This window comes from Pseudomonas sp. PA-5-4B, from assembly GCF_021606215.1.
Lineage (GTDB): Bacteria > Pseudomonadota > Gammaproteobacteria > Pseudomonadales > Pseudomonadaceae > Aquipseudomonas > Aquipseudomonas edaphica.
Genome location: NZ_WKDB01000009.1, coordinates 1 through 17,391, shown reverse-complemented (window position 1 = coordinate 17,391; position 17,391 = coordinate 1). Strand labels below are relative to the sequence as shown.

The 17,391-nt window shown below is 60.5% G+C and carries 17 protein-coding genes; 9 read left to right on the top strand and 8 right to left on the bottom strand.

Annotated elements, in window-relative coordinates; translation table 11 throughout:
* Positions 1-32: 32 nt before the first annotated feature.
* The gene (locus tag GIW28_RS06720) at positions 33-545 is read left to right on the top strand and encodes a GNAT family N-acetyltransferase (protein ID WP_017135604.1); all 513 of its coding nucleotides are present in this window, start codon (positions 33-35) and stop codon (positions 543-545) included.
* On the opposite strand, the gene GIW28_RS06715 is transcribed toward GIW28_RS06720, so the two are convergent.
* Positions 542-1,234 carry an aspartate/glutamate racemase family protein gene (locus GIW28_RS06715; protein WP_017135605.1) on the bottom strand — a complete coding sequence of 231 codons (693 nt, stop codon included), beginning with the start codon at positions 1,232-1,234 and terminating at the stop codon, positions 542-544. The two genes, GIW28_RS06720 and GIW28_RS06715, sit on opposite strands and share 4 nt — an antisense overlap.
* 171 nt (positions 1,235-1,405) lie before the next feature.
* Between GIW28_RS06715 and GIW28_RS06710 the strand changes: the two genes are divergently transcribed.
* From GIW28_RS06710 to xylB, 6 genes are all read left to right on the top strand, one after another.
* Complete coding sequence (locus GIW28_RS06710) at positions 1,406-1,900, top strand: hypothetical protein (protein WP_236459001.1); 495 nt, start codon at positions 1,406-1,408, stop codon at positions 1,898-1,900.
* A 215-nt stretch (positions 1,901-2,115) separates the two neighbouring features.
* Entirely contained in the window at positions 2,116-3,648 is a 1,533-nt protein-coding gene (locus GIW28_RS06705; protein ID WP_017135607.1) for a sugar ABC transporter ATP-binding protein, read from the top strand.
* The gene (locus GIW28_RS06700; RefSeq protein WP_236490387.1) at positions 3,641-4,618 is read left to right on the top strand and encodes an ABC transporter permease subunit; all 978 of its coding nucleotides are present in this window, start codon (positions 3,641-3,643) and stop codon (positions 4,616-4,618) included. The genes GIW28_RS06705 and GIW28_RS06700 overlap by 8 nt, the downstream gene beginning before the upstream one ends.
* 33 nt (positions 4,619-4,651) lie before the next feature.
* On the top strand, positions 4,652-5,584 hold the full coding sequence (locus GIW28_RS06695) for an ABC transporter substrate-binding protein (RefSeq protein ID WP_069787533.1): 933 nt from the start codon (positions 4,652-4,654) through the stop codon (positions 5,582-5,584).
* Positions 5,585-5,602: 18 nt separating this feature from the next.
* Entirely contained in the window at positions 5,603-6,604 is a 1,002-nt protein-coding gene (locus tag GIW28_RS06690) for a LacI family DNA-binding transcriptional regulator (RefSeq protein WP_026013574.1), read from the top strand.
* A 7-nt stretch (positions 6,605-6,611) separates the two neighbouring features.
* Complete coding sequence (gene xylB, locus GIW28_RS06685; RefSeq protein ID WP_017135611.1) at positions 6,612-8,072, top strand: xylulokinase; 1,461 nt, start codon at positions 6,612-6,614, stop codon at positions 8,070-8,072.
* A 43-nt stretch (positions 8,073-8,115) separates the two neighbouring features.
* On the opposite strand, the gene GIW28_RS06680 is transcribed toward xylB, so the two are convergent.
* The 3 genes from GIW28_RS06680 to GIW28_RS06670 all read right to left on the bottom strand — a co-directional run bounded on the left by GIW28_RS06680 (position 8,116) and on the right by GIW28_RS06670 (position 10,049).
* Positions 8,116-8,424 (bottom strand): hypothetical protein, encoded by a 309-nt coding sequence (locus tag GIW28_RS06680; protein ID WP_138449488.1) that lies wholly within the window; start codon positions 8,422-8,424, stop codon positions 8,116-8,118.
* A 225-nt stretch (positions 8,425-8,649) separates the two neighbouring features.
* Positions 8,650-9,507 (bottom strand): NmrA family NAD(P)-binding protein, encoded by an 858-nt coding sequence (locus GIW28_RS06675; protein WP_236447933.1) that lies wholly within the window; start codon positions 9,505-9,507, stop codon positions 8,650-8,652.
* Between the two features lie 101 nt (positions 9,508-9,608).
* Positions 9,609-10,049: an Lrp/AsnC family transcriptional regulator gene (locus GIW28_RS06670; protein WP_099549775.1), complete on the bottom strand. Its 441-nt coding sequence runs from the start codon at positions 10,047-10,049 to the stop codon at positions 9,609-9,611.
* Between the two features lie 109 nt (positions 10,050-10,158).
* Between GIW28_RS06670 and GIW28_RS06665 the strand changes: the two genes are divergently transcribed.
* A complete protein-coding gene (locus GIW28_RS06665) occupies positions 10,159-11,064 on the top strand; it encodes a DMT family transporter (protein WP_138449487.1) in 906 nt (301 codons plus the stop codon).
* Here GIW28_RS06665 and GIW28_RS06660 read toward each other — a convergent pair.
* From GIW28_RS06660 to fabF, 3 genes are all read right to left on the bottom strand, one after another.
* On the bottom strand, positions 11,042-13,021 hold the full coding sequence (locus GIW28_RS06660) for a peptidase U32 family protein (protein ID WP_058420323.1): 1,980 nt from the start codon (positions 13,019-13,021) through the stop codon (positions 11,042-11,044). The genes GIW28_RS06665 and GIW28_RS06660 overlap by 23 nt on opposite strands.
* A 195-nt stretch (positions 13,022-13,216) precedes the next feature.
* Entirely contained in the window at positions 13,217-13,597 is a 381-nt protein-coding gene (locus GIW28_RS06655; RefSeq protein WP_017135617.1) for a RidA family protein, read from the bottom strand.
* Between the two features lie 65 nt (positions 13,598-13,662).
* A complete protein-coding gene (gene fabF, locus GIW28_RS06650; protein WP_236448166.1) occupies positions 13,663-14,931 on the bottom strand; it encodes a beta-ketoacyl-ACP synthase II in 1,269 nt (422 codons plus the stop codon).
* A gap of 106 nt (positions 14,932-15,037) precedes the next feature.
* On the opposite strand from fabF, the gene GIW28_RS06645 reads away from it, so the two are divergent.
* Positions 15,038-15,514: a winged helix-turn-helix transcriptional regulator gene (locus GIW28_RS06645; protein WP_017135619.1), complete on the top strand. Its 477-nt coding sequence runs from the start codon at positions 15,038-15,040 to the stop codon at positions 15,512-15,514.
* On the opposite strand, the gene GIW28_RS06640 is transcribed toward GIW28_RS06645, so the two are convergent.
* Positions 15,515-16,837 (bottom strand): OprD family porin, encoded by a 1,323-nt coding sequence (locus GIW28_RS06640; RefSeq protein ID WP_017135620.1) that lies wholly within the window; start codon positions 16,835-16,837, stop codon positions 15,515-15,517. It lies immediately after the preceding gene.
* Between the last annotated feature and the right edge of the window lie 554 nt (positions 16,838-17,391).

Below are 17,391 nucleotides of genomic sequence, written 5' to 3'. Positions count from 1 at the left end.
CCGGCCACTTGTCTTTCATAGGATGAAACGCAATGCACACACCTGAACCCCATATCGTGATCCAGCGCTTTACCGAAGCCCACCTCGAAGGCGTCGCTGCGCTCTATAACGAACCGGCCGTGTGCCGTCAGGTGCTGCAAATGCCTTACCAATCGGTGGAGGCCTGGCGCAACAAGCTGGCGTTGGATAATGAGCGGCGGCTACAGCTGGTGGCGGTGCATGGCGGCGAGGTCATCGGCCAGCTTGGCCTGGAGCAGACCCTGCGGGTGCGGCGCAGCCATGTCGGCTCGTTCGGCATGGGCGTGGCCACGGCCTGGCAGGGCAAGGGTGTGGGTTCCAGGTTGTTGGCGGCCGCGCTGGACGTGGCGGATAACTGGATGAACCTGCACCGCGTGGAACTCACGGTGTACGCCGACAATCAAGCCGCGCAAGGCCTGTACCGAAAGTTCGGCTTCGAAGTCGAAGGCCTGTTGCGCGATTACGCTTTGCGTGATGGCAAGTTTGTCGACACCGTCAGCATGGCGCGCCTGCGCCAATCGGCCTAATCCGCCAGTGCAAACGCCACCGCAGCCTGCGCATGCAGCTCGGTGGTGTCCAGCAACGGCAGGTGGCTGTGTTGTGGCTTGATCAGCAGGCCGATTTCCGTACAGCCAAGAATGATCGCCTGGGCACCCTGTGCCGCCAATGACTCGATCACGCGTTGATAAACCTGGCGCGAAGCCTCGCTGATCACCCCGACACACAACTCCTCATAAATGATCCGGTGCACGGCCTCGCGCTCGCGCGCGTCGGGCACGAGTACGGTCAAGCCCTGCGCGGCCAGACGGGCCTTGAGAAAGTCCTGTTCCATGGTGAACGCGGTGCCCAGCAAGCCGACCGTCAGGGTGCCGGCTTCGACCGCTGCCGCTCCCGCCGCATCGGCAATATGCAGGAACGGAATCGACACCGCCGCCTCGATACGCGGCGCGACCAAATGCATGGTGTTGGTACACAGCACCACACAGTCGGCGCCACCCGCTTGCAGGCGGCGCGCGGCGTCTTCAAGGATCAGCGCGGTGTCATCCCAGCGCCCGGCGTGCTGGGCTTGTTCCACCGGACCGAAGTCCACGCTGTACATCAACAGTTGCGCCGAGCGCAGCGGCCCGAGCTGGTCGCGCACCCGCTGGTTGATGATGCGGTAATACTCGGCGCTGGACTCCCAGCTCATGCCGCCGATAAGGCCGATGGTGCGCATGCAATGCTCCGGAACAGAAATGTTGCCTCACCTTACCCACAGGCCACGGATTAGTCATACGCAGTTGCCGGCGAAATTACCGGTGCAGTTGCGCAGGCGTTAATCAAACGGTCAGCCGCCGCATCTGCCATGATCACCGCTCGCAACCTGGTTAACCCAAGGAAAATGGCAATGGACGATGTACAGCAACTGGGCGAGATGCTTCGTCATTACGCCGACAGCGAAGCGCATAAAAAACAGCAATTTGACCTGCAGTCAGCGCGCTGGGCACAAAAGCTCGGTGAGTTGTTCGGGCAGATCGAACAGTGGCTGGAACCGGTCAAGCGCGTTGGTTTGCTCGAGGTTCAGCGTGAAGCCTACGTCGTCAGCGGCCCGGGCTTGCCAGCCGAGAGTTCGACCTTCAAGACCGAAAAGCTCACCGTGCATATCACCGGCAAGCCCGTGGAGTTTGTCCCGGAAGTGATGGGGGCCGGTGGTTTGATATCGGTGTCGGTGATGGGCCTTACCGCTGCTCGGCACGGCAGTGTGTCGCTGGTGTTGCCGGCCGATAAAAACGATTGGCTGTGGAAGAAAACCAATGGTTTGAAAGACCCGGACACCTTTGCCTTCGATGCCAACTTCCTGGCCACGCAACTGCAGAGCCTGATCCCGCGTGAGCGCGGCTGAAGGCTATTGGCTCGACCCGGTCAAATGTGGGCGTGGAGCGTCGACGTGATCGGGTAATCATTTTCGGGCGCGCAGGGCGAATTTCTTCGTTTTGCGCTTGATGAAACGTTTAATCAAACAAAAAAATGCACGCGCAAGCGCTTGCGTACGGAAATGCATCTGGCATAGAGTCGGCAACACTCGATTACAAAAATAATAAATCCAGGAGCTCATCCATGAGCCTTGAACCCTTGCTTGAGATGCAGGGCATCAGCAAAACCTTTAATGGTTTGCGCGTGCTCAAGAATGTCGGCCTGAAGGTTTACCCCGGTGAAATCCACGCCTTGATGGGTGAGAATGGCGCCGGCAAGTCAACCTTGATGAAAATCCTTTCCGGCGCTTACCAGGCCGACCCCGGCGGCGAAATCCGCATCGACGGCCAGCCCGTCGCCACCTTCGACCCCGCCACAGCCAAGACCCTCGGCATCGCCGTGATCTACCAGGAACTGAGCCTGTGCCCAAACCTCAGCGTGGCCGAGAACATCTACCTGGGCCGCGAACTGCGGCGTGGCTGGACCATCGACCGCAAAGGTATGCAGGAAGGTTGCATCGAAGTGTTGCAACGCCTGGGCGCCGAGTTCAAACCCGCCACGCCCGTCAGCAACCTGTCGATTGCCGAGCGCCAATTGGTTGAAATCGCCCGCGCCCTGCATGCCCACGCACGCATTCTGGTGATGGACGAGCCGACCACGCCGCTGTCATCGCGCGAAACCGACCGCCTGTTTGCCTTGATCAAACAACTGCGCAGCCAGGGTCTGGCGATCATCTATATCAGCCACCGCATGGCCGAGATCTACGAGCTGTCGGACCGGGTGTCGGTGCTGCGCGACGGCCAGTACATCGGCGAACTGACCCGCGATGCGCTGTCGGCCGAAGTGCTGGTGAAGATGATGGTCGGCCGCGATCTGTCAGGCTTCTACAAGAAGGAACACGCCGCGTACAACCCCGGCAACGTGGTGATGCGCGTGCGCGACATGGCCGACGGCAAACGCGTGCGCAATTGCAGTTTCGACCTGCACGCCGGTGAAGTGCTGGGCATTGCCGGGCTGGTCGGGGCAGGGCGCACGGAACTGGCACGGCTGATCTTCGGCGCCGACCCGCGCACCTGCGGCACCCTGGAAGTGGTCGGCAAGACCGTCACCCAACTGCGAAACCCGGCGGATGCGATTCGCGCAGGTGTCGTCTACCTCACCGAAGACCGCAAGGCTCAAGGCCTGTTCCTGGACATGAGCGTGGCCGACAACATCAACGTGTGCGCCTGTGTGCCGGATGCGCATGCCGGTGGCGTGCTGGACCGTGGGCACGCGGCGCAACGTGCCAATGATGCGATCAAGTCACTGTCGATTCGCGTGGCGTCGGGCAAGGTCAATGTCGGCGCACTGTCCGGCGGCAATCAACAAAAGGTGCTGTTGGCGCGGCTGCTGGAGGTCAAGCCGCATGTGCTGATCCTCGACGAGCCGACTCGCGGCGTGGACATCGGCTCCAAGTCCGAGATCTACCGCATCATCAATCAACTGGCGCTGGCCGGTGTGGGCATTGTGGTGATCTCCAGCGAGCTGCCGGAAATCATCGGCACCTGCGACCGTGTGCTGATCATGCGCGAAGGCCAGTTAGTGGCCGAAGTCGGCGGGGCTTCGGGCCACGTCATTTCCCAGGAACGAATTATCGACCTCGCCACTGGTGGCGATCAGGTGGCTGCCCATGGCTGATTCAATGATTGCAACAACTGGCAAGGCCGAACGCGTGCGTGAGCTGATGCGCACCGTCGGCATGCTGCCCGTGCTGGTCTTGCTGCTGGTGGGCTTTGCCCTGGCCAGCGAAAACTTCCTCACGGTGCAGAACCTGTCGATCATCACCCAGCAAGCTTCGGTGAATGTGGTGTTGGCGGCGGGCATGACCTTTGTGATCCTGACGGCGGGTATTGACCTGTCGGTGGGCGCGATTCTGGCGGCGTCTGCAGTGGTGGCCTTGCAGGCATCGATGTCGCCGCAGTTCGGCATGTTCGGGATTGCGGCGGGCATTGGTTTTGGCCTGTTGCGGGGCTTGGTCAACGGCGGGCTGATCGCTTTCATGCGGCTGCCGCCGTTTATCGTCACCCTGGGTGCGCTGACCGCCATGCGTGGCCTGGCGCGGTTATTGGCCGATGACAAGACCGTGTTCAACCCCGACCTGCCGTTTGCGTTTATCGGCAATGACTCCGTGCTCGGCGTGCCGTGGCTGGTGATCATCGCCGTGGCCGTGGTGCTGCTGTCCTGGTTCATATTGCGCCGCACCGTGATGGGCGTGCAGATCTATTCGGTGGGCGGCAACCCGGAGGCGGCGCGGCTGTCGGGCATCAAGGTGTGGAAAGTGCTGCTGTTTGTCTACGCCATGTCCGGCGCTTTGGCCGGGCTTGGCGCCGTGATGAGCGCCTCGCGGCTGTTCGCCGCCAACGGCCTGCAACTGGGGCAATCCTATGAGCTGGATGCGATTGCGGCGGTGATCCTGGGTGGCACCAGTTTTACCGGCGGCGTGGGCACTATCGGCGGCACGCTGATCGGCGCACTGATTATCGCGGTACTCACCAACGGCCTGGTGCTGCTGGGGGTATCGGATATCTGGCAGTACATCATCAAGGGCATCGTGATCATCGGCGCGGTGGCGCTGGATCGCTATCGCCAGTCCGGCGCACGAACCTGATACACCTCAACAACAATCACAAGAGAGACCGGTATGAACTTCAAACGTATCTTTCCCGTTATGGCCTTGGCTGCCCTGATGTCCCATGGCGTCGAAGCCCGCGAACTCAAAGCCCTGGGCATCAGCATGGGCTCGCTCGGCAACCCGTATTTCGTGACCCTGGCCGACGGCGCCGCCGCGCGGGCCAAAGAGCTGAACCCTGCTGTGAAGGTCACCTCGGTGTCGGCCGACTATGACTTGAGCAAGCAGTTTTCCCAGATCGACAACTTCATCTCATCCAAGGTTGACCTGATCCTGCTCAATGCCGTCGACCCATCGGCCATGGCCTCGGCGATCAAGAAAGCCAGGGATGCCGGCATTGTGGTAGTGGCGGTGGATGTGGACGCCAAAGGCGTAAACGCCACGGTACAAACTGACAATGTCGAAGCTGGCAAGCTGGCCTGCCAGTTCCTGGTGGACAAGCTGGCGGGCAAGGGCAATGTGATTATCCAGAACGGCCCGCAAGTGACCGCCGTGACCGACCGCGTCAAAGGCTGCAAAGCGGCATTGGCCGGTGCACCGGACATCAAGGTGCTGTCCGATGACCAGGACGGCAAAGGCTCACGCGAAGGTGGCTTGAATGTGATGCAGGGTTACCTCACGCGCTTCCCGAAAATTGACGGCTTGTTCGCGATCAATGACCCACAAGCCATCGGCAGCGACCTGGCGGCCAAACAGCTCAAGCGCAGCGGCATCATTATTACTTCGGTGGACGGTGCGCCGGATATCGAAAACGCGCTGAAGACCGACACCCAAATCCAGGCCTCCGCCAGCCAGGACCCTTGGGCCATGGCCCAGACTGCCGTCAACGTCGGCAATGACATTCTCAATGACAAAGCCCCGGCCGAAGCGGTTACCCTGCTCACGCCAAAACTGATTACCCGCGACAACGTTGCGACGTACAGCGGCTGGTCGAGTAAACATTGAGTTAAAGGGGAAAGCGTCGTGGTCACCATGGATGACGTGGCAAGCCGGGCCGGGGTGTCCACCTCGACCGTGTCCCACGTGTTGAACGGCACTCGCAAGGTCAGCCCGGCCACGGTGCAGGCGGTGCAGCGCGCGATCCAGGCGTTGGGCTATATCCCCAACACCCTGGCGCGCTCGCTGGCGCGTTCGAGCACCAATACCATTGGCGTGGCGATCTCGGCGCTGTCCAACCATTACTTCAGCGAAACCGTGCAAGCGATTGAAACCGAGTGCGTCCGCCACGGCTACATGATGCTGTTTGCCGACCCGCACGACGACCCGGAGCAGGAATTGCGGGTGGTCACGGCGCTGCATCACCGGCGGGTCGACGGGATTTTATTGGCGCCGTCGACCGGCTCCAGCGCGTTGGAATATCTGCAGGCCAACGAGATGCCGACGGTGCTGGTGGACCGCATGATGAGCGAGCAGTTTGATCAGGTTGGGGTGGAGAACACCCAGTCCACCCAGGCGCTGGTCGCACACTTGATTGAACATGGGCACCGGCGCATCGGCTTTATTGCCGGGCGCGAAGGGCTGAGCACTACCGATGAACGCGTGGCCGGTTATCGTGCGGCGTTACAGGCAGCGGGGCTGGTGTTCGACCCACAGTTACTGGTCAACGGCGGTTCCAACAGCGCGCCTGCGCGACAAGCAACCGCGCAGTTGTTGGCGTTACCGGTGCCACCCACGGCAATCATGGCCGGCAATAACCTGATGACGCTGGGCGCCATGCACGCCCTGCGTGATGCACGCATTGAGGTGCCCGGCCAGATGGGCCTGGTGGGGTTTGATGATTTTGACTGGGCGGATTTCTTCGTGCCACGCCTGACTTTGATCGCCCAGCCGGTCAAGGAACTGGGCGCCCGCGCGGTGCATATGCTGCTGCAACGCATGGCCACGCCCGGCGCACCCACCCAAAGCGTGCGCCTGGCGCCGAGCCTGCAACGGCGTGACTCCTGTGGCTGTATTGAAGTGGAATAACTGACGTATGCGCAACCCTGTTTCCCTCGGCATTGACCTCGGCACTTCAGAGCTCAAGGCGATTTTGATGGACGTCGACGGCAGCGTGCTGGCCCACGTCGGTGTGCGACTTGGCGTTTCACGGCGCCACAGCGGCTGGTCCGAACAGGCCCCCGAAGACTGGTGGCAAGCCTGTTTGCAAGCGCTGGCGCAGCTGCGCGAGCATGCGGCGTTTGCCCGTGTGGCGTGCATCGGCCTGTCCGGGCAGATGCATGGCGCGGTATTGCTGGGCAACGATGATCGCGTGCTGTACCCGGCCATCCTGTGGGATGACGCGCGCGCAGTGGCCCAGGCCACGCAACTGGGCAGCGGGTTTGCCGAAACCACCGGCAGCCTGCCAATGGCCGGGCTGACGGCGCCCAAACTGCTGTGGCTGCAACAGCATGAACCCGAGGTATTCAAGGCGATTGAGTGTGTGCTGTCGCCCAAGGATTACCTGCGGTTACGCCTGACAGGCGAGCGCATCAGCGATATGTCGGATGCCGCCGGCACCCTGTGGCTGGACGTCGCGCAGCGTGAATGGTTTGCGCCGATGCTCCACGCCACCGGCCTGACGCTGGCCCACATGCCCCGGCTGGTGGAGGGCGGTGCGGCGAGCGGTGTACTGAATGTAAGCGGGTTAGGCCTGTCGCCCGAGGTAGTGATTGCCGGTGGTGGTGGCGATAACCCGGTGGCGGCGGTCGGCATCGGTGCGATCAATGCCGGTGACGGCTTTATCACCTTGGGCACCAGCGCGGCCATCGTCGCCATCACCGACCACGCCGCCGGCAACCCGGCCAGTGCCGTGCACAGTTTCTGCCACGCCTTGCCCAACCGCTGGTACACCATGGGCGCCATGCTCGCCGGGGCCAGTTGCTTGCGCTGGGTGACGCGCTTGACCGGCCAGCCGGATGAACAAACATTACTGGATCAGGTGCAGGCGCAGTTGCCCATCGAGCAGCCGGTGCCGCTGTCGACGCCGTTGTTTCTGCCGTACCTGGCCGGTGAACGCACGCCGCACAACGACCCGTTATTGCGCGGTGGGTTTATGAACCTGGGGCATGACTGCACCCCGGCGATGCTCGGTTATGCGGTGATGGAAGGCGTAGGTTTCGGCTTGCTCGATGCGCTGCGTGCGGTGCAGTCGACCGGTGCCGACGTGACCGCCTGCGCCTTGGTCGGCGGCGGGGCACGGAGTGCGTATTGGGCGCAGTTGCTGGCCAATATCCTCCAGCGGGAGATCTTCACGCTGCACGGCAGTGAATTGAGCGCGTCTGTGGGGGCGGCGAAGCTGGGGTTTATGGCGATTGGGCAGGGCGCGGATTTGCTTACGGCGGGGATGCCGGTCAAGGCGAGGTATTTGCCGAACCCTCTGCAACAGAAACTGTTAGAGGCTCGGCACTGTAAATTCAGGGGGCTCTTGGATGCTGCAAAATTTTTGAACGTTTGATTCAAGAGTCTCGTAGTTACGCACTCCTTTGTTGCCCCCGATATTAACGTCGATAAAAATTTCTTTTTTGCACATCGCTCAACATTGCACTCCACTCAGTAAAAGAGGGTTCGCCATTAACGAAGTCCGCCTCCAACCTCCAGGAACCGGCGTTACTTGAAAATTCAAGTACAGTCTCCTGCCTGCCGTCGCTATAAAAATGATAGTGCCCATTCACGTTTTGCTTTTCCCCCAAGGTCCGATCACTAAAATAGCCACTGAAATAGCCGTCCTTCTCGCGAAAGTAGTCGATTTCCAAGGTGTATTCATCATTGACACCGCTGTCGTAAAAACCGTTGATAGGATTTGACATGTTGATCGTCCTCTGCAGCGTTATAGATCATTGTGGCTATCGTTGAGTAATACACCAGCATAGGCCCGCCAGATTTGAGCACTTGTGCTTCAAAGCTCGCATCCTTAGCGTAGTTATGAGCATTGGATTCTCTCCAGTGATGCACAACGCTAACAAGTCGTACTCAGCTGAGCACCTGTGAAAATTGACAGTTTTTTATATTCAAAGGCAATAAGCGTCGCTGTTTCAGACGATTGTATCGGCTAACTCACGCAGCACCGTCAGCAACGATGTTTCCCCCTTAAGCACTTGCTCATGCTCAAAACAGATCCAGCCTTCATTGAACCCATCGACCATGCGCATACGTGGCAGTGGGTTCTGAGCGCCCTGGGCGCGCAACAAGGCTTCCCAGGTGTCACGCGCCACCCCTTCAGCGTGCACGTCGCGGCCGAGCACCTGTGACAAGCCTTGGGCGATGTCGTTGGGGCTGACCCACTGGCCTTCCAGTTCAACCACCCGATGGCCGGCCCACGCCTGTTGCAGCAACTGCGCGGCGAGGGTGCCGATATCCGCCGTGGCGATCATCGGCACCGACTTGTCCAGAGGTTGCAGAAAGCTGTGGATCACGCCGGTTTCCCGCGCAGTAATCAGGTCGTACGCCGCATTTTCCATAAACCACGCGGGACGCAGGAAGGTCACCGGAATGTCCAGTGCGCTCAGGGCCTGTTCCATCAGGGTACGCTGGGTCAGCAAGTTGACCTCAGTAGCCTGGGCGCCGATGGTCGAGAGGCACAGCACCTTGTTCGGCGCAGCTGCCTGCAACGCCTGGCTGACTGCGGCAATCACCGCACGGGCTTCGGGAAAACCCGGCTGCGGATCAAACCCGGGAGGCGGCAGGATAAACACGCCGGTTGCGCCCATGAACGCTTCGGTTAATGCCTGTGCGTCGTCCATCTGCGCAAACACTAATTCGCAACCTTGATCGGCCCAAAAAGCTGCTTTGCCCGCATCGCGAATCACCGCGCGCACCGGCTGGCCAGCTTTGATGAGGTTACGCGCGAGTGCGCCGCCGACTTTGCCGGTAATACCCGTAATCACATACATGAGCTTTATACCTGTGGTTTCCATTGAGTGGAGCCCAGCATAAAGATCGGCCAGTGATGACAGAATAGCGATTGCGTCACTGCTTTAATGACGCAAAATCACTAATCGGCGAGAGGCGGCAAACGGCGTTTTACCGGGGTTTTCTTGACGATGGCCGTGTTGGTTTCGGCATACACGTTAAGGCGGTCGAGCAGGCTGTCGAGCTGGTCCATGGTGCGCACATGCAAGCGTGCGATAAAGCAGTCGTCGCCGGTGACCTTGTCGCACTCGGTGAACTCGGGGATTGCCTGGATCTGGCGCTCCACCTCCTGCAACTTGCCGGGCAGGGGGCGGATACGCACGATGGCTTGCAGCAGGTAGCCGAAGTGTTTGGGGTCAATATCTACCGTGTAGTGGGTGAGCACGCCGCGCTCTTCAAGGCGTCGCAAGCGCTCGCCGACACTGGGCGATGACAGCCCGGTAATGCCCGCCAAGGCCTTGAGCGACAGGCGCGAGTCGTCCATCAAGGCGCTGATCAGTTGCTGGTCGATGGTGTCAATCATGCTGCCTGCCTAATAACAAAAGGTGAATAAAGGGTTTTGCCTTTTTTAGTCGCTGGAGCCGCTGACCAGCAGATTGCCATAATTGCGCCTCACTTGAGGAGCTTTCATCGTGGACACATCTATCCGTCGCGGGTCGTGGGAAATGGTCGCCGCCATGCTGATTTCGGGCACCATCGGCTGGTTTGTATTGGTCTCTGGTGTATCGGTGATCGAGGTGGTGTTCTGGCGCTGCGTGATCGGCGCGCTGGCCTTGTTGCTGGTCTGCGCTCTGCTGGGTTATCTGCGGCTTGAATTGCTCACCTGGGCCAAGTTCGGCTTGGCGATGCTCAGTGGCGTGGCCATCGTCGGCAATTGGTTGCTGTTGTTCGAATCCTATTCCCACGCCTCAATTGCAATCAGCACGGCGGTCTACAACGTGCAGCCGTTTATGTTGGTGATGCTGGCCGCGGTATTTCTCGGTGAGAAAATCACCGTGCAGAAAATGGCGTGGTTGAGCGTCGCGTTCCTCGGCATGTTGGCGATTGTCACCGCCCATGGTGAGCAGCAAAGCGGTGGCGAGGCTTACTTGGCAGGTATTGCGCTGGCCTTGGGCGCGGCATTTTTGTATGCGATTGCCGCGCTGATCATCAAGCGCCTGAAGGAAGTGCCGCCGCATTTGATGGCGTTGATCCAGGTGACAACCGGCGCACTGTTACTCGCGCCGCTGGTGCCCTGGAACAGCCTGCCGGTGTCAACCAATGCGTGGGCTGCACTGGTGACGCTTGGGGTGGTGCACACCGGTTTGATGTACGTGTTGTTGTACGGCGCGATCCAGAAACTGCCCACTGCCATCACCGGGGCACTGTCGTTTATCTATCCGATTGCGGCGATTTTCGTCGACTGGATTGCGTTCGGCCATCGCCTGGGCTGGCTGCAATGGCTGGGCGTGGCCGCAATCCTGCTGGCGGCAGCGGGGTTGCAGCGGGGCTGGTGGTGGCCCCGCGCCCCAAGGGCTAGTGCGTGCCCTGAAAGATGATGTTTTCCGGGTTGAAATGCTCCACCTTACTGCCCGGCTGCGGCAGCCCAAGGATATGCCCCTTGATCTTGCCCACCACGTGCATCTCGCATGGCTTGCAGTCGAACTTGAGGGTCAGCACTTCGTCGCCGTGAATCAACTGCATCGGCGCCACCTTGGTTTTCACGCCGGTCACACCCTTGGCCTGTTTAGGGCACAGGTTGAACGAGAAACGCAGGCAGTGCTTGGTGATCATCACCGGCACCTCGCCGGTTTCTTCGTGGGCTTCGAAGGCCGCGTCGATCAGCTTGACGCCGTGACGGTGATAAAAATCACGGGCCTTCTGGTTGTAGACGTTGGCCAGGAACGACAGGTGCGCTTCCGGGTAGACCGGCGGCGGTGAGGTTTCAGCTTTGCGCCCGCCACGCGGGTGCGCGGCAACGCGTGCGGCAGTCAGTGCTTCGATCACTTCACGGCGCAAGGCCTTGAGCTGCGAGTTGGGGATGAAGAACGCCTGCGGCGCATCCAGCTCGATGTGCGTGGCGTGGTACTCGGTGGTGCCGAGTTGGCCAAGCAGGTCGCGCAGGGTGTCGAGCGCCTGTTCCGGCTTGTTGGCCACGCCAAACGGGCCGGGCAGGGTGACGCTGGCGCTGATGCCTTCTTCGCTGGTGGCGGTGACTTCAAGCTGGTCTTCACGCAGACGTGCCACCCAGGCCAGGCCGATGCGGCGCTCGGCGGAGGTTTTGAGCAGCGCTTGTTGCCAGTTATGGTCGAGGTTGCGGTTCAACGGATGGTTCGGGCGCAGTTGATGCAATCCGGCCGGCATTTCATTCGGCTCGACGCGGTAGCGATAGCGCTTCTCACCGTCCTCCTCAAATTCGCCTTTAGGCTCGGCGATATTGGCGCGGAACCCCACGACCTCGCGTTTGACCAGCACATTGAGGCCGTCGCCATTGGACAGCGGCTCATGGGTGACCACCTGCAAGTCGCGCTTGCCGGCTTTTTCCACCACACCCACCGGCAGGCCGGTAAAGGTTGGGGTATCGAAGGCGCCGATGTCGACCTTGCGGTCGGTGACAAAATAGTCGGTGCTGCCACGGTGGAAGGTTTTTTCCGGGTCGGGCAGGAAGAAGTGCGCGGTACGGCCGCTGGAGGCACGGGCCAGGTCCGTGCGGTCTTCGAGCACATCATCAAGGCGCTGGCGGTAATAGGCGGTGATGTTCTTCACATAGCCCATGTCTTTGTAGCGACCTTCGATCTTGAACGAACGCACGCCGGCTTCGACCAGGGCGCGGATGTTGGCGCTCTGGTTATTGTCTTTCATCGACAGCAGGTGCTTTTCAAAGGCCACGACGCGGCCCTGGTCATCTTTCAAGGTGTACGGCAGGCGGCAGGCCTGGGAGCAGTCGCCACGGTTGGCGCTGCGGCCATTTTGTGCGTGGGAGATATTGCACTGCCCGGAGAACGCCACGCACAGCGCACCGTGAATGAAGAACTCGATGGCGGCATCGGTCTCGTCGGCGATGGCGCGGATCTCTTGCAGGTTCAGCTCACGGGCCAATACCAACTGCGAGAAACCGGCCTGGTCGAGAAACTTGGCGCGGGCCAGGGTGCGGATATCGGTCTGGGTGCTGGCGTGCAACTCGATGGGCGGAATATCCAGCTCCATCACGCCCAGGTCTTGCACGATCAAGGCATCGACACCAGCGTCGTAGAGCTGATGGATCAGCTTGCGCGCAGGTTCCAGCTCGTTGTCATGCAGGATGGTGTTGATGGTGGTGAACACGCGGGCGTGGTAACGGCGGGCGAATTCCACCAGTTGAGCGATATCGCTCACCTCGTTGCACGCATTATGGCGCGCGCCGAAGCTTGGGCCGCCGATGTAGATGGCGTCGGCGCCATGCAAGATAGCCTCGCGCGCAATGGCGACATCACGGGCAGGGCTGAGCAATTCCAGGTGGTGCTTGGGCAAGGACATAGTTTTTTTAGTCAGGCTTGTCACGGTTGAGGCGCGCATTGTAGCTGTGAAATGCCTGACCGGCATCTACCGCAGGGCTGTCATGTAGGAACTGGCTTGCCTGCGATGCAGGCAACCCGGTACATCAGGCATACCGAGGTGATGCCATCGCAGGCAAGCCAGCTCCCACAGTGGATGTGTGCTGAGGCTTGGAACTCAGGCTTTGGCGGCCATCGCGGTGACTTCCACGCGCATGCCTTCTACCGCCAAAGCCGCCACGCCAACGGCGGCACGAACGGGCCAGGGCTTGGCGAAAAAGCGTTTGTAGACTTCGTTGAATGCCGCGCGGTCAGCCATGTCGGTGAGGTAGATAGTCAGGTGCATCACCCGGTCCATGGAGCTGCCGGCCTTCTCCAGTGCGACCTTCAGCGCTTGCAGGGTGCATTCGCTTTGCAGGGTGATATCGCCCAGTTCCAGGCTGCCGTCGGCGTGCGTCGGGATTTGGGTGGAAACCAGGATGCCATTGAAGCCGATGACGTCGCTGGAGATGGAGTCGGCATCCGGGTCGGGGGTGAAGGACAGGTCGTGGTTGGCCATGGGCGCCTCTTGTTGGCGGTTGCAGAAAGGCGCCCATGGTCCCCGAAATCTACGGCAGGGGCAAACTACACCCAGCGCCGGAACAGCACGCTGGCATTCACCCCGCCAAAACCGAAGCCATTGGACAGCGCGTATTCAATCGGCATGGGCCGCGCCTTACCGCGCACCATGTCCAGGCCGTCTGCCAGCGCATCCGGGTTGTCGAGGTTAAGTGTCATCGGCGCAATCTGATCGCGCAGTGCGAGGACGGTGAAGATCGCTTCAATGCCGCCGGCGGCGCCCAACAGGTGGCCGGTGGCGGATTTGGTCGAACTGATGGCCGGGTGGCCACTGGCGCCGAACACGGTCTTGATGGCTGCCAGTTCGCCTTTGTCACCCACGGGTGTCGACGTTGCATGCGCATTCAAATACTGCACCTGGGACGCCTCGATACCGGCTTGACGCAATGCTTGCGTCATTGCCCGCCGCGCGCCATCGCCGTCTTCCGGGCCTGCGGTCATGTGATAGGCATCGGCGCTGGTGCCATACCCGACCAGTTCGGCAATGGGTTGCGCGCCGCGTGCCAGGGCGTGCTCAAGCGCTTCGATGACCAGGATCCCTGCGCCTTCGCCCATCACAAAACCATCACGCGCCTGATCGAACGGCCGCGAAGCGAGCTCCGGCGTGTCATTGAAGTCGCTGGACAACGCCCGTGCGGCAGCAAAGCCGGCAAGGCTGACCCGATGAATCGCCGCTTCCGCGCCACCGCACACCGCCACATCGATTTCCCCGGCGCGGATCATTCGCGCCGCATCGCCAATCGCCTGTACACCCGCCGCGCAGGCGGTCACCGGTGCGCCCAATGGGCCTTTCAAGCCATAGTTGATCGACACATGCCCGGCGGCCATGTTGCTCAGAAACGATGGAATGGTAAACGGCGACAACCGCCGTGGGCCTTTGCTGTCGGTGGTGCGCACCGCCTCGGCAATCGCCGGGAAACCGCCGACGCCGGAGGCAATGATGGTGGCTGTGCGTTCCTGCTCTTGCGGCGTTTCTGGCGCCCAACCGGCTTGCTTCAGGGCTTCATCCGCAGCGGCCAGGGCGAACAGGATAAAACGGTCCATCTTGCGCTGTTCCTTGGCGGCCAGCAGTCGATCGGGATCAAACCCGGCTTCGGGGTCTTGCAGCACAGTTTGCACCTGGCCACCGATGCTGACGGCCAGGTCGCCGATCAATTCTTCGGGCAGGCGACGAATGCCCGATTGCCCGTTCAACAAGCGCTGCCAGGTGGATTCCACACTCGACCCCAGCGGCGTCAGCGCGCCCATGCCTGTCACGACGATACGTTTACTCATGATCAATCGACTCCTGTTGCTTGAGGGATACACAGCTGTGGACGTCACTATCATGATGAAAGTAACATGGGGTCACACACTTTTGCACCCGCAGCCAGGAACGTCCATGCAACGCAAATCCCTTATCAGCGACGAATGCCCCATCGCCCGCAGTCTTGAACGGGTAGGGGAGTGGTGGAGCATGTTGATCATGCGTGACGCGCTGCACGGCTTGCGGCGTTTTGATGAGTTCTCGCGCAGCCTGGGCATCGCGCCGAACATGCTGACGCGCCGCCTGAATGGTTTGGTGGAGGCCGGCATGCTTGAGCGCCGCGCCTACAGCGAGCGGCCGCCACGTTACGAATACGTGCCGACAGCCAAGGGCGAGGACTTTCGTATGGTGCTGATGGCATTGGTGGCGTGGGGCAATCGGCATTACGCCGAAGAAGGCCGCAGCGTGGAGGTGGTGGAGCGCGAGACCGGGAAGTTGCTGGAGCCGATGATGGCAACCGCCGAAGGCTCGGTAGTGGGGTGGGATCGCTGCGTGGTGCAGGCCGGTCCAGCCGCCAGCGCAGGGATGCGCGAGCGGCTGAGCCTGGAATGATTACAACAGGGTAAACGGATAGTCGACGATCACCCGCAGCTCATTCAACTTGCCGTCGCGTTGGTCGGCGTTGGATGAAACCATGGCGTCACGCACACGAAACGACAGGTTTTTCGCCGGGCCGCTTTGCAGCACGTATTTGGCCTCCACATCGGTCTCGTGGTGGTCGCCGTCGGCGCCATAGTCGCCGGCGTAGGCACTGTTGGTCGGGGTGTGGGTGCCATTGATGTCCGAGCCGTTGACGTAGCGGGTCATGAAGCTCAGGCCCGGTACGCCGTAACTGGCCATGTTCAGGTCATAACGGATGCCCCACGACTGTTCGCCCGGCCCGTTGAAGTCGCCCCACTGGATCGAGTTGGCCAGGAACACCGAGTCGCCGCCTTCGCCCGCGCCATTGTTGCCGGTGCCGATGTAGTCGAACGGCGTGTCGCCGTGGACTTTCTGGAACGACAGCGTCAGGGTATGCGCCGCCAGGAACGAGTAGGCCGCCGCCACCGAGTAGGTGGTGTTGTTGATGGCCCCGGCCTTGGCGCTGCCGGTGTCGAGGGTGCGGTACAGGTTGCCGTCCAGCGCGAGTGACTGGTCATGCCCCAGTGGGATCACGTAGTTGAGGTTGGTGTAGTACTGGCGCCAGATGTCTTCCAGCTGACCGGCATACAGGGTCGCGCTCAACGATGGGGTAAAGGTGTATTTGCCGCCGACAAAACTTGCGCTGTTGGCCGCCACGTTGGCGTAGGTCGCGTAGATATCGTGGTCATGGTTGCTGGTCATGCCGCTGTTGGTGCTGGTGAAGTGCCCGGCTTCCAGGTCCAGGCCTGCGATTTCGCTGCTGGTCAGGTCAAACCCGGTGGCGGTCTGCGGCAGAATGCGCGTGCCGCCGGTGGCGAATACCGGCGCGGTGGGTTGCATGTCACCGAATTTAAGCTGGGTTTTGGAAACCTTGATCTTTACCGCAGCGCCCACTGAGCCATAGCCATTTTCCGGGTCGCCATTGCGGTTGGTCGGTAATTCACCGGTGCCTGCATCGGCGTGGGTGGCGTCGAGTTTCATCGCGCCGTAGGCGTAGGCATCCACGCCAAAACCGATGGTGCCCTGGGTAAAGCCCGAGGCGTAGTTGAGCATCGCGCCTTGGGTCCAGTCGCGGTTGTCGGCCTTGCCACTTTGGCGGTCGCGGTCGAAGTAATAGTTGCGCAATAACCCGGTAATGCTGCTGCCGTCGATAAAACCTTTGGAATCGGCCTGGTCGCTGACTGACTCGGCGAGGGCCGCTTGGCTGATACTGGCGCACACCGCCAGCGTTAACAGGCTCCACTGTTTGATCATGTTGTTAGTTCCCCGGAATAATTAACGCGTGCACAGAAACACCGCATGCTTGGATAGTGCTTAAGGTTGTATGGCAGATGTTTCAGGTGAGCGTAATGCTGTTTTTATTGTGCTCGACGTGGTTGTCGAAGCTGATTTTTATCATATTTTTCGAGGGCAGCAGCGGTGCCGAGGATTAAACTCGATTAATTAAACTTCACCTCTTTTAATGTCCCATGGGTGTAGCGTTGACAGGGTCTTAGCCGCTCTGCTTCGACAAAACCTTTGGTTTGCCGCCGCAGGCTCTGCGGCGGATTTTTTAAGCTGATATCAATAAATATATATCCATGTTGATACTTTTAAGTCGCCATCAGTAGTGGCGATTTGCTTGCGCGCGCCTAATTATTTGTTTGTAACAAGACAGTTTCAGTTGCGCTCCAATAATCCTTCCCAGAGTGGCGTGAAAGACACACTGCGCGAAGGTGGACGTGGGAAATCCCAACGCCAATTACTGACTCAAGGCGCAACACCATCACTGTGGCGAGGGAGCTTGCTCCCGCTGGACTGCGCAGCAG

Bases quoted from the DNA above. Each gene is read 5' to 3' on its own strand.
- GIW28_RS06655 (WP_017135617.1), bottom strand. From the start codon at position 13,597: ATGGCCAACCACGACCTGTCCTTCACCCCCGACCCGGATGCCGACTCC.
- GIW28_RS06645 (WP_017135619.1), top strand. From the start codon at position 15,038: ATGCAACGCAAATCCCTTATCAGCGACGAATGCCCCATCGCCCGCAGT.
- GIW28_RS06680 (WP_138449488.1), bottom strand. From the start codon at position 8,424: ATGTCAAATCCTATCAACGGTTTTTACGACAGCGGTGTCAATGATGAA.
- GIW28_RS06715 (WP_017135605.1), bottom strand. From the start codon at position 1,234: ATGCGCACCATCGGCCTTATCGGCGGCATGAGCTGGGAGTCCAGCGCC.
- GIW28_RS06660 (WP_058420323.1), bottom strand. From the start codon at position 13,021: ATGTCCTTGCCCAAGCACCACCTGGAATTGCTCAGCCCTGCCCGTGAT.
- GIW28_RS06720 (WP_017135604.1), top strand. From the start codon at position 33: ATGCACACACCTGAACCCCATATCGTGATCCAGCGCTTTACCGAAGCC.
- xylB (WP_017135611.1), top strand. From the start codon at position 6,612: ATGCGCAACCCTGTTTCCCTCGGCATTGACCTCGGCACTTCAGAGCTC.
- fabF (WP_236448166.1), bottom strand. From the start codon at position 14,931: ATGAGTAAACGTATCGTCGTGACAGGCATGGGCGCGCTGACGCCGCTG.
- GIW28_RS06705 (WP_017135607.1), top strand. From the start codon at position 2,116: ATGAGCCTTGAACCCTTGCTTGAGATGCAGGGCATCAGCAAAACCTTT.
- GIW28_RS06700 (WP_236490387.1), top strand. From the start codon at position 3,641: ATGGCTGATTCAATGATTGCAACAACTGGCAAGGCCGAACGCGTGCGT.
- GIW28_RS06695 (WP_069787533.1), top strand. From the start codon at position 4,652: ATGAACTTCAAACGTATCTTTCCCGTTATGGCCTTGGCTGCCCTGATG.
- GIW28_RS06710 (WP_236459001.1), top strand. From the start codon at position 1,406: ATGGACGATGTACAGCAACTGGGCGAGATGCTTCGTCATTACGCCGAC.
- GIW28_RS06670 (WP_099549775.1), bottom strand. From the start codon at position 10,049: ATGATTGACACCATCGACCAGCAACTGATCAGCGCCTTGATGGACGAC.
- GIW28_RS06640 (WP_017135620.1), bottom strand. From the start codon at position 16,837: ATGATCAAACAGTGGAGCCTGTTAACGCTGGCGGTGTGCGCCAGTATC.
- GIW28_RS06675 (WP_236447933.1), bottom strand. From the start codon at position 9,507: ATGTATGTGATTACGGGTATTACCGGCAAAGTCGGCGGCGCACTCGCG.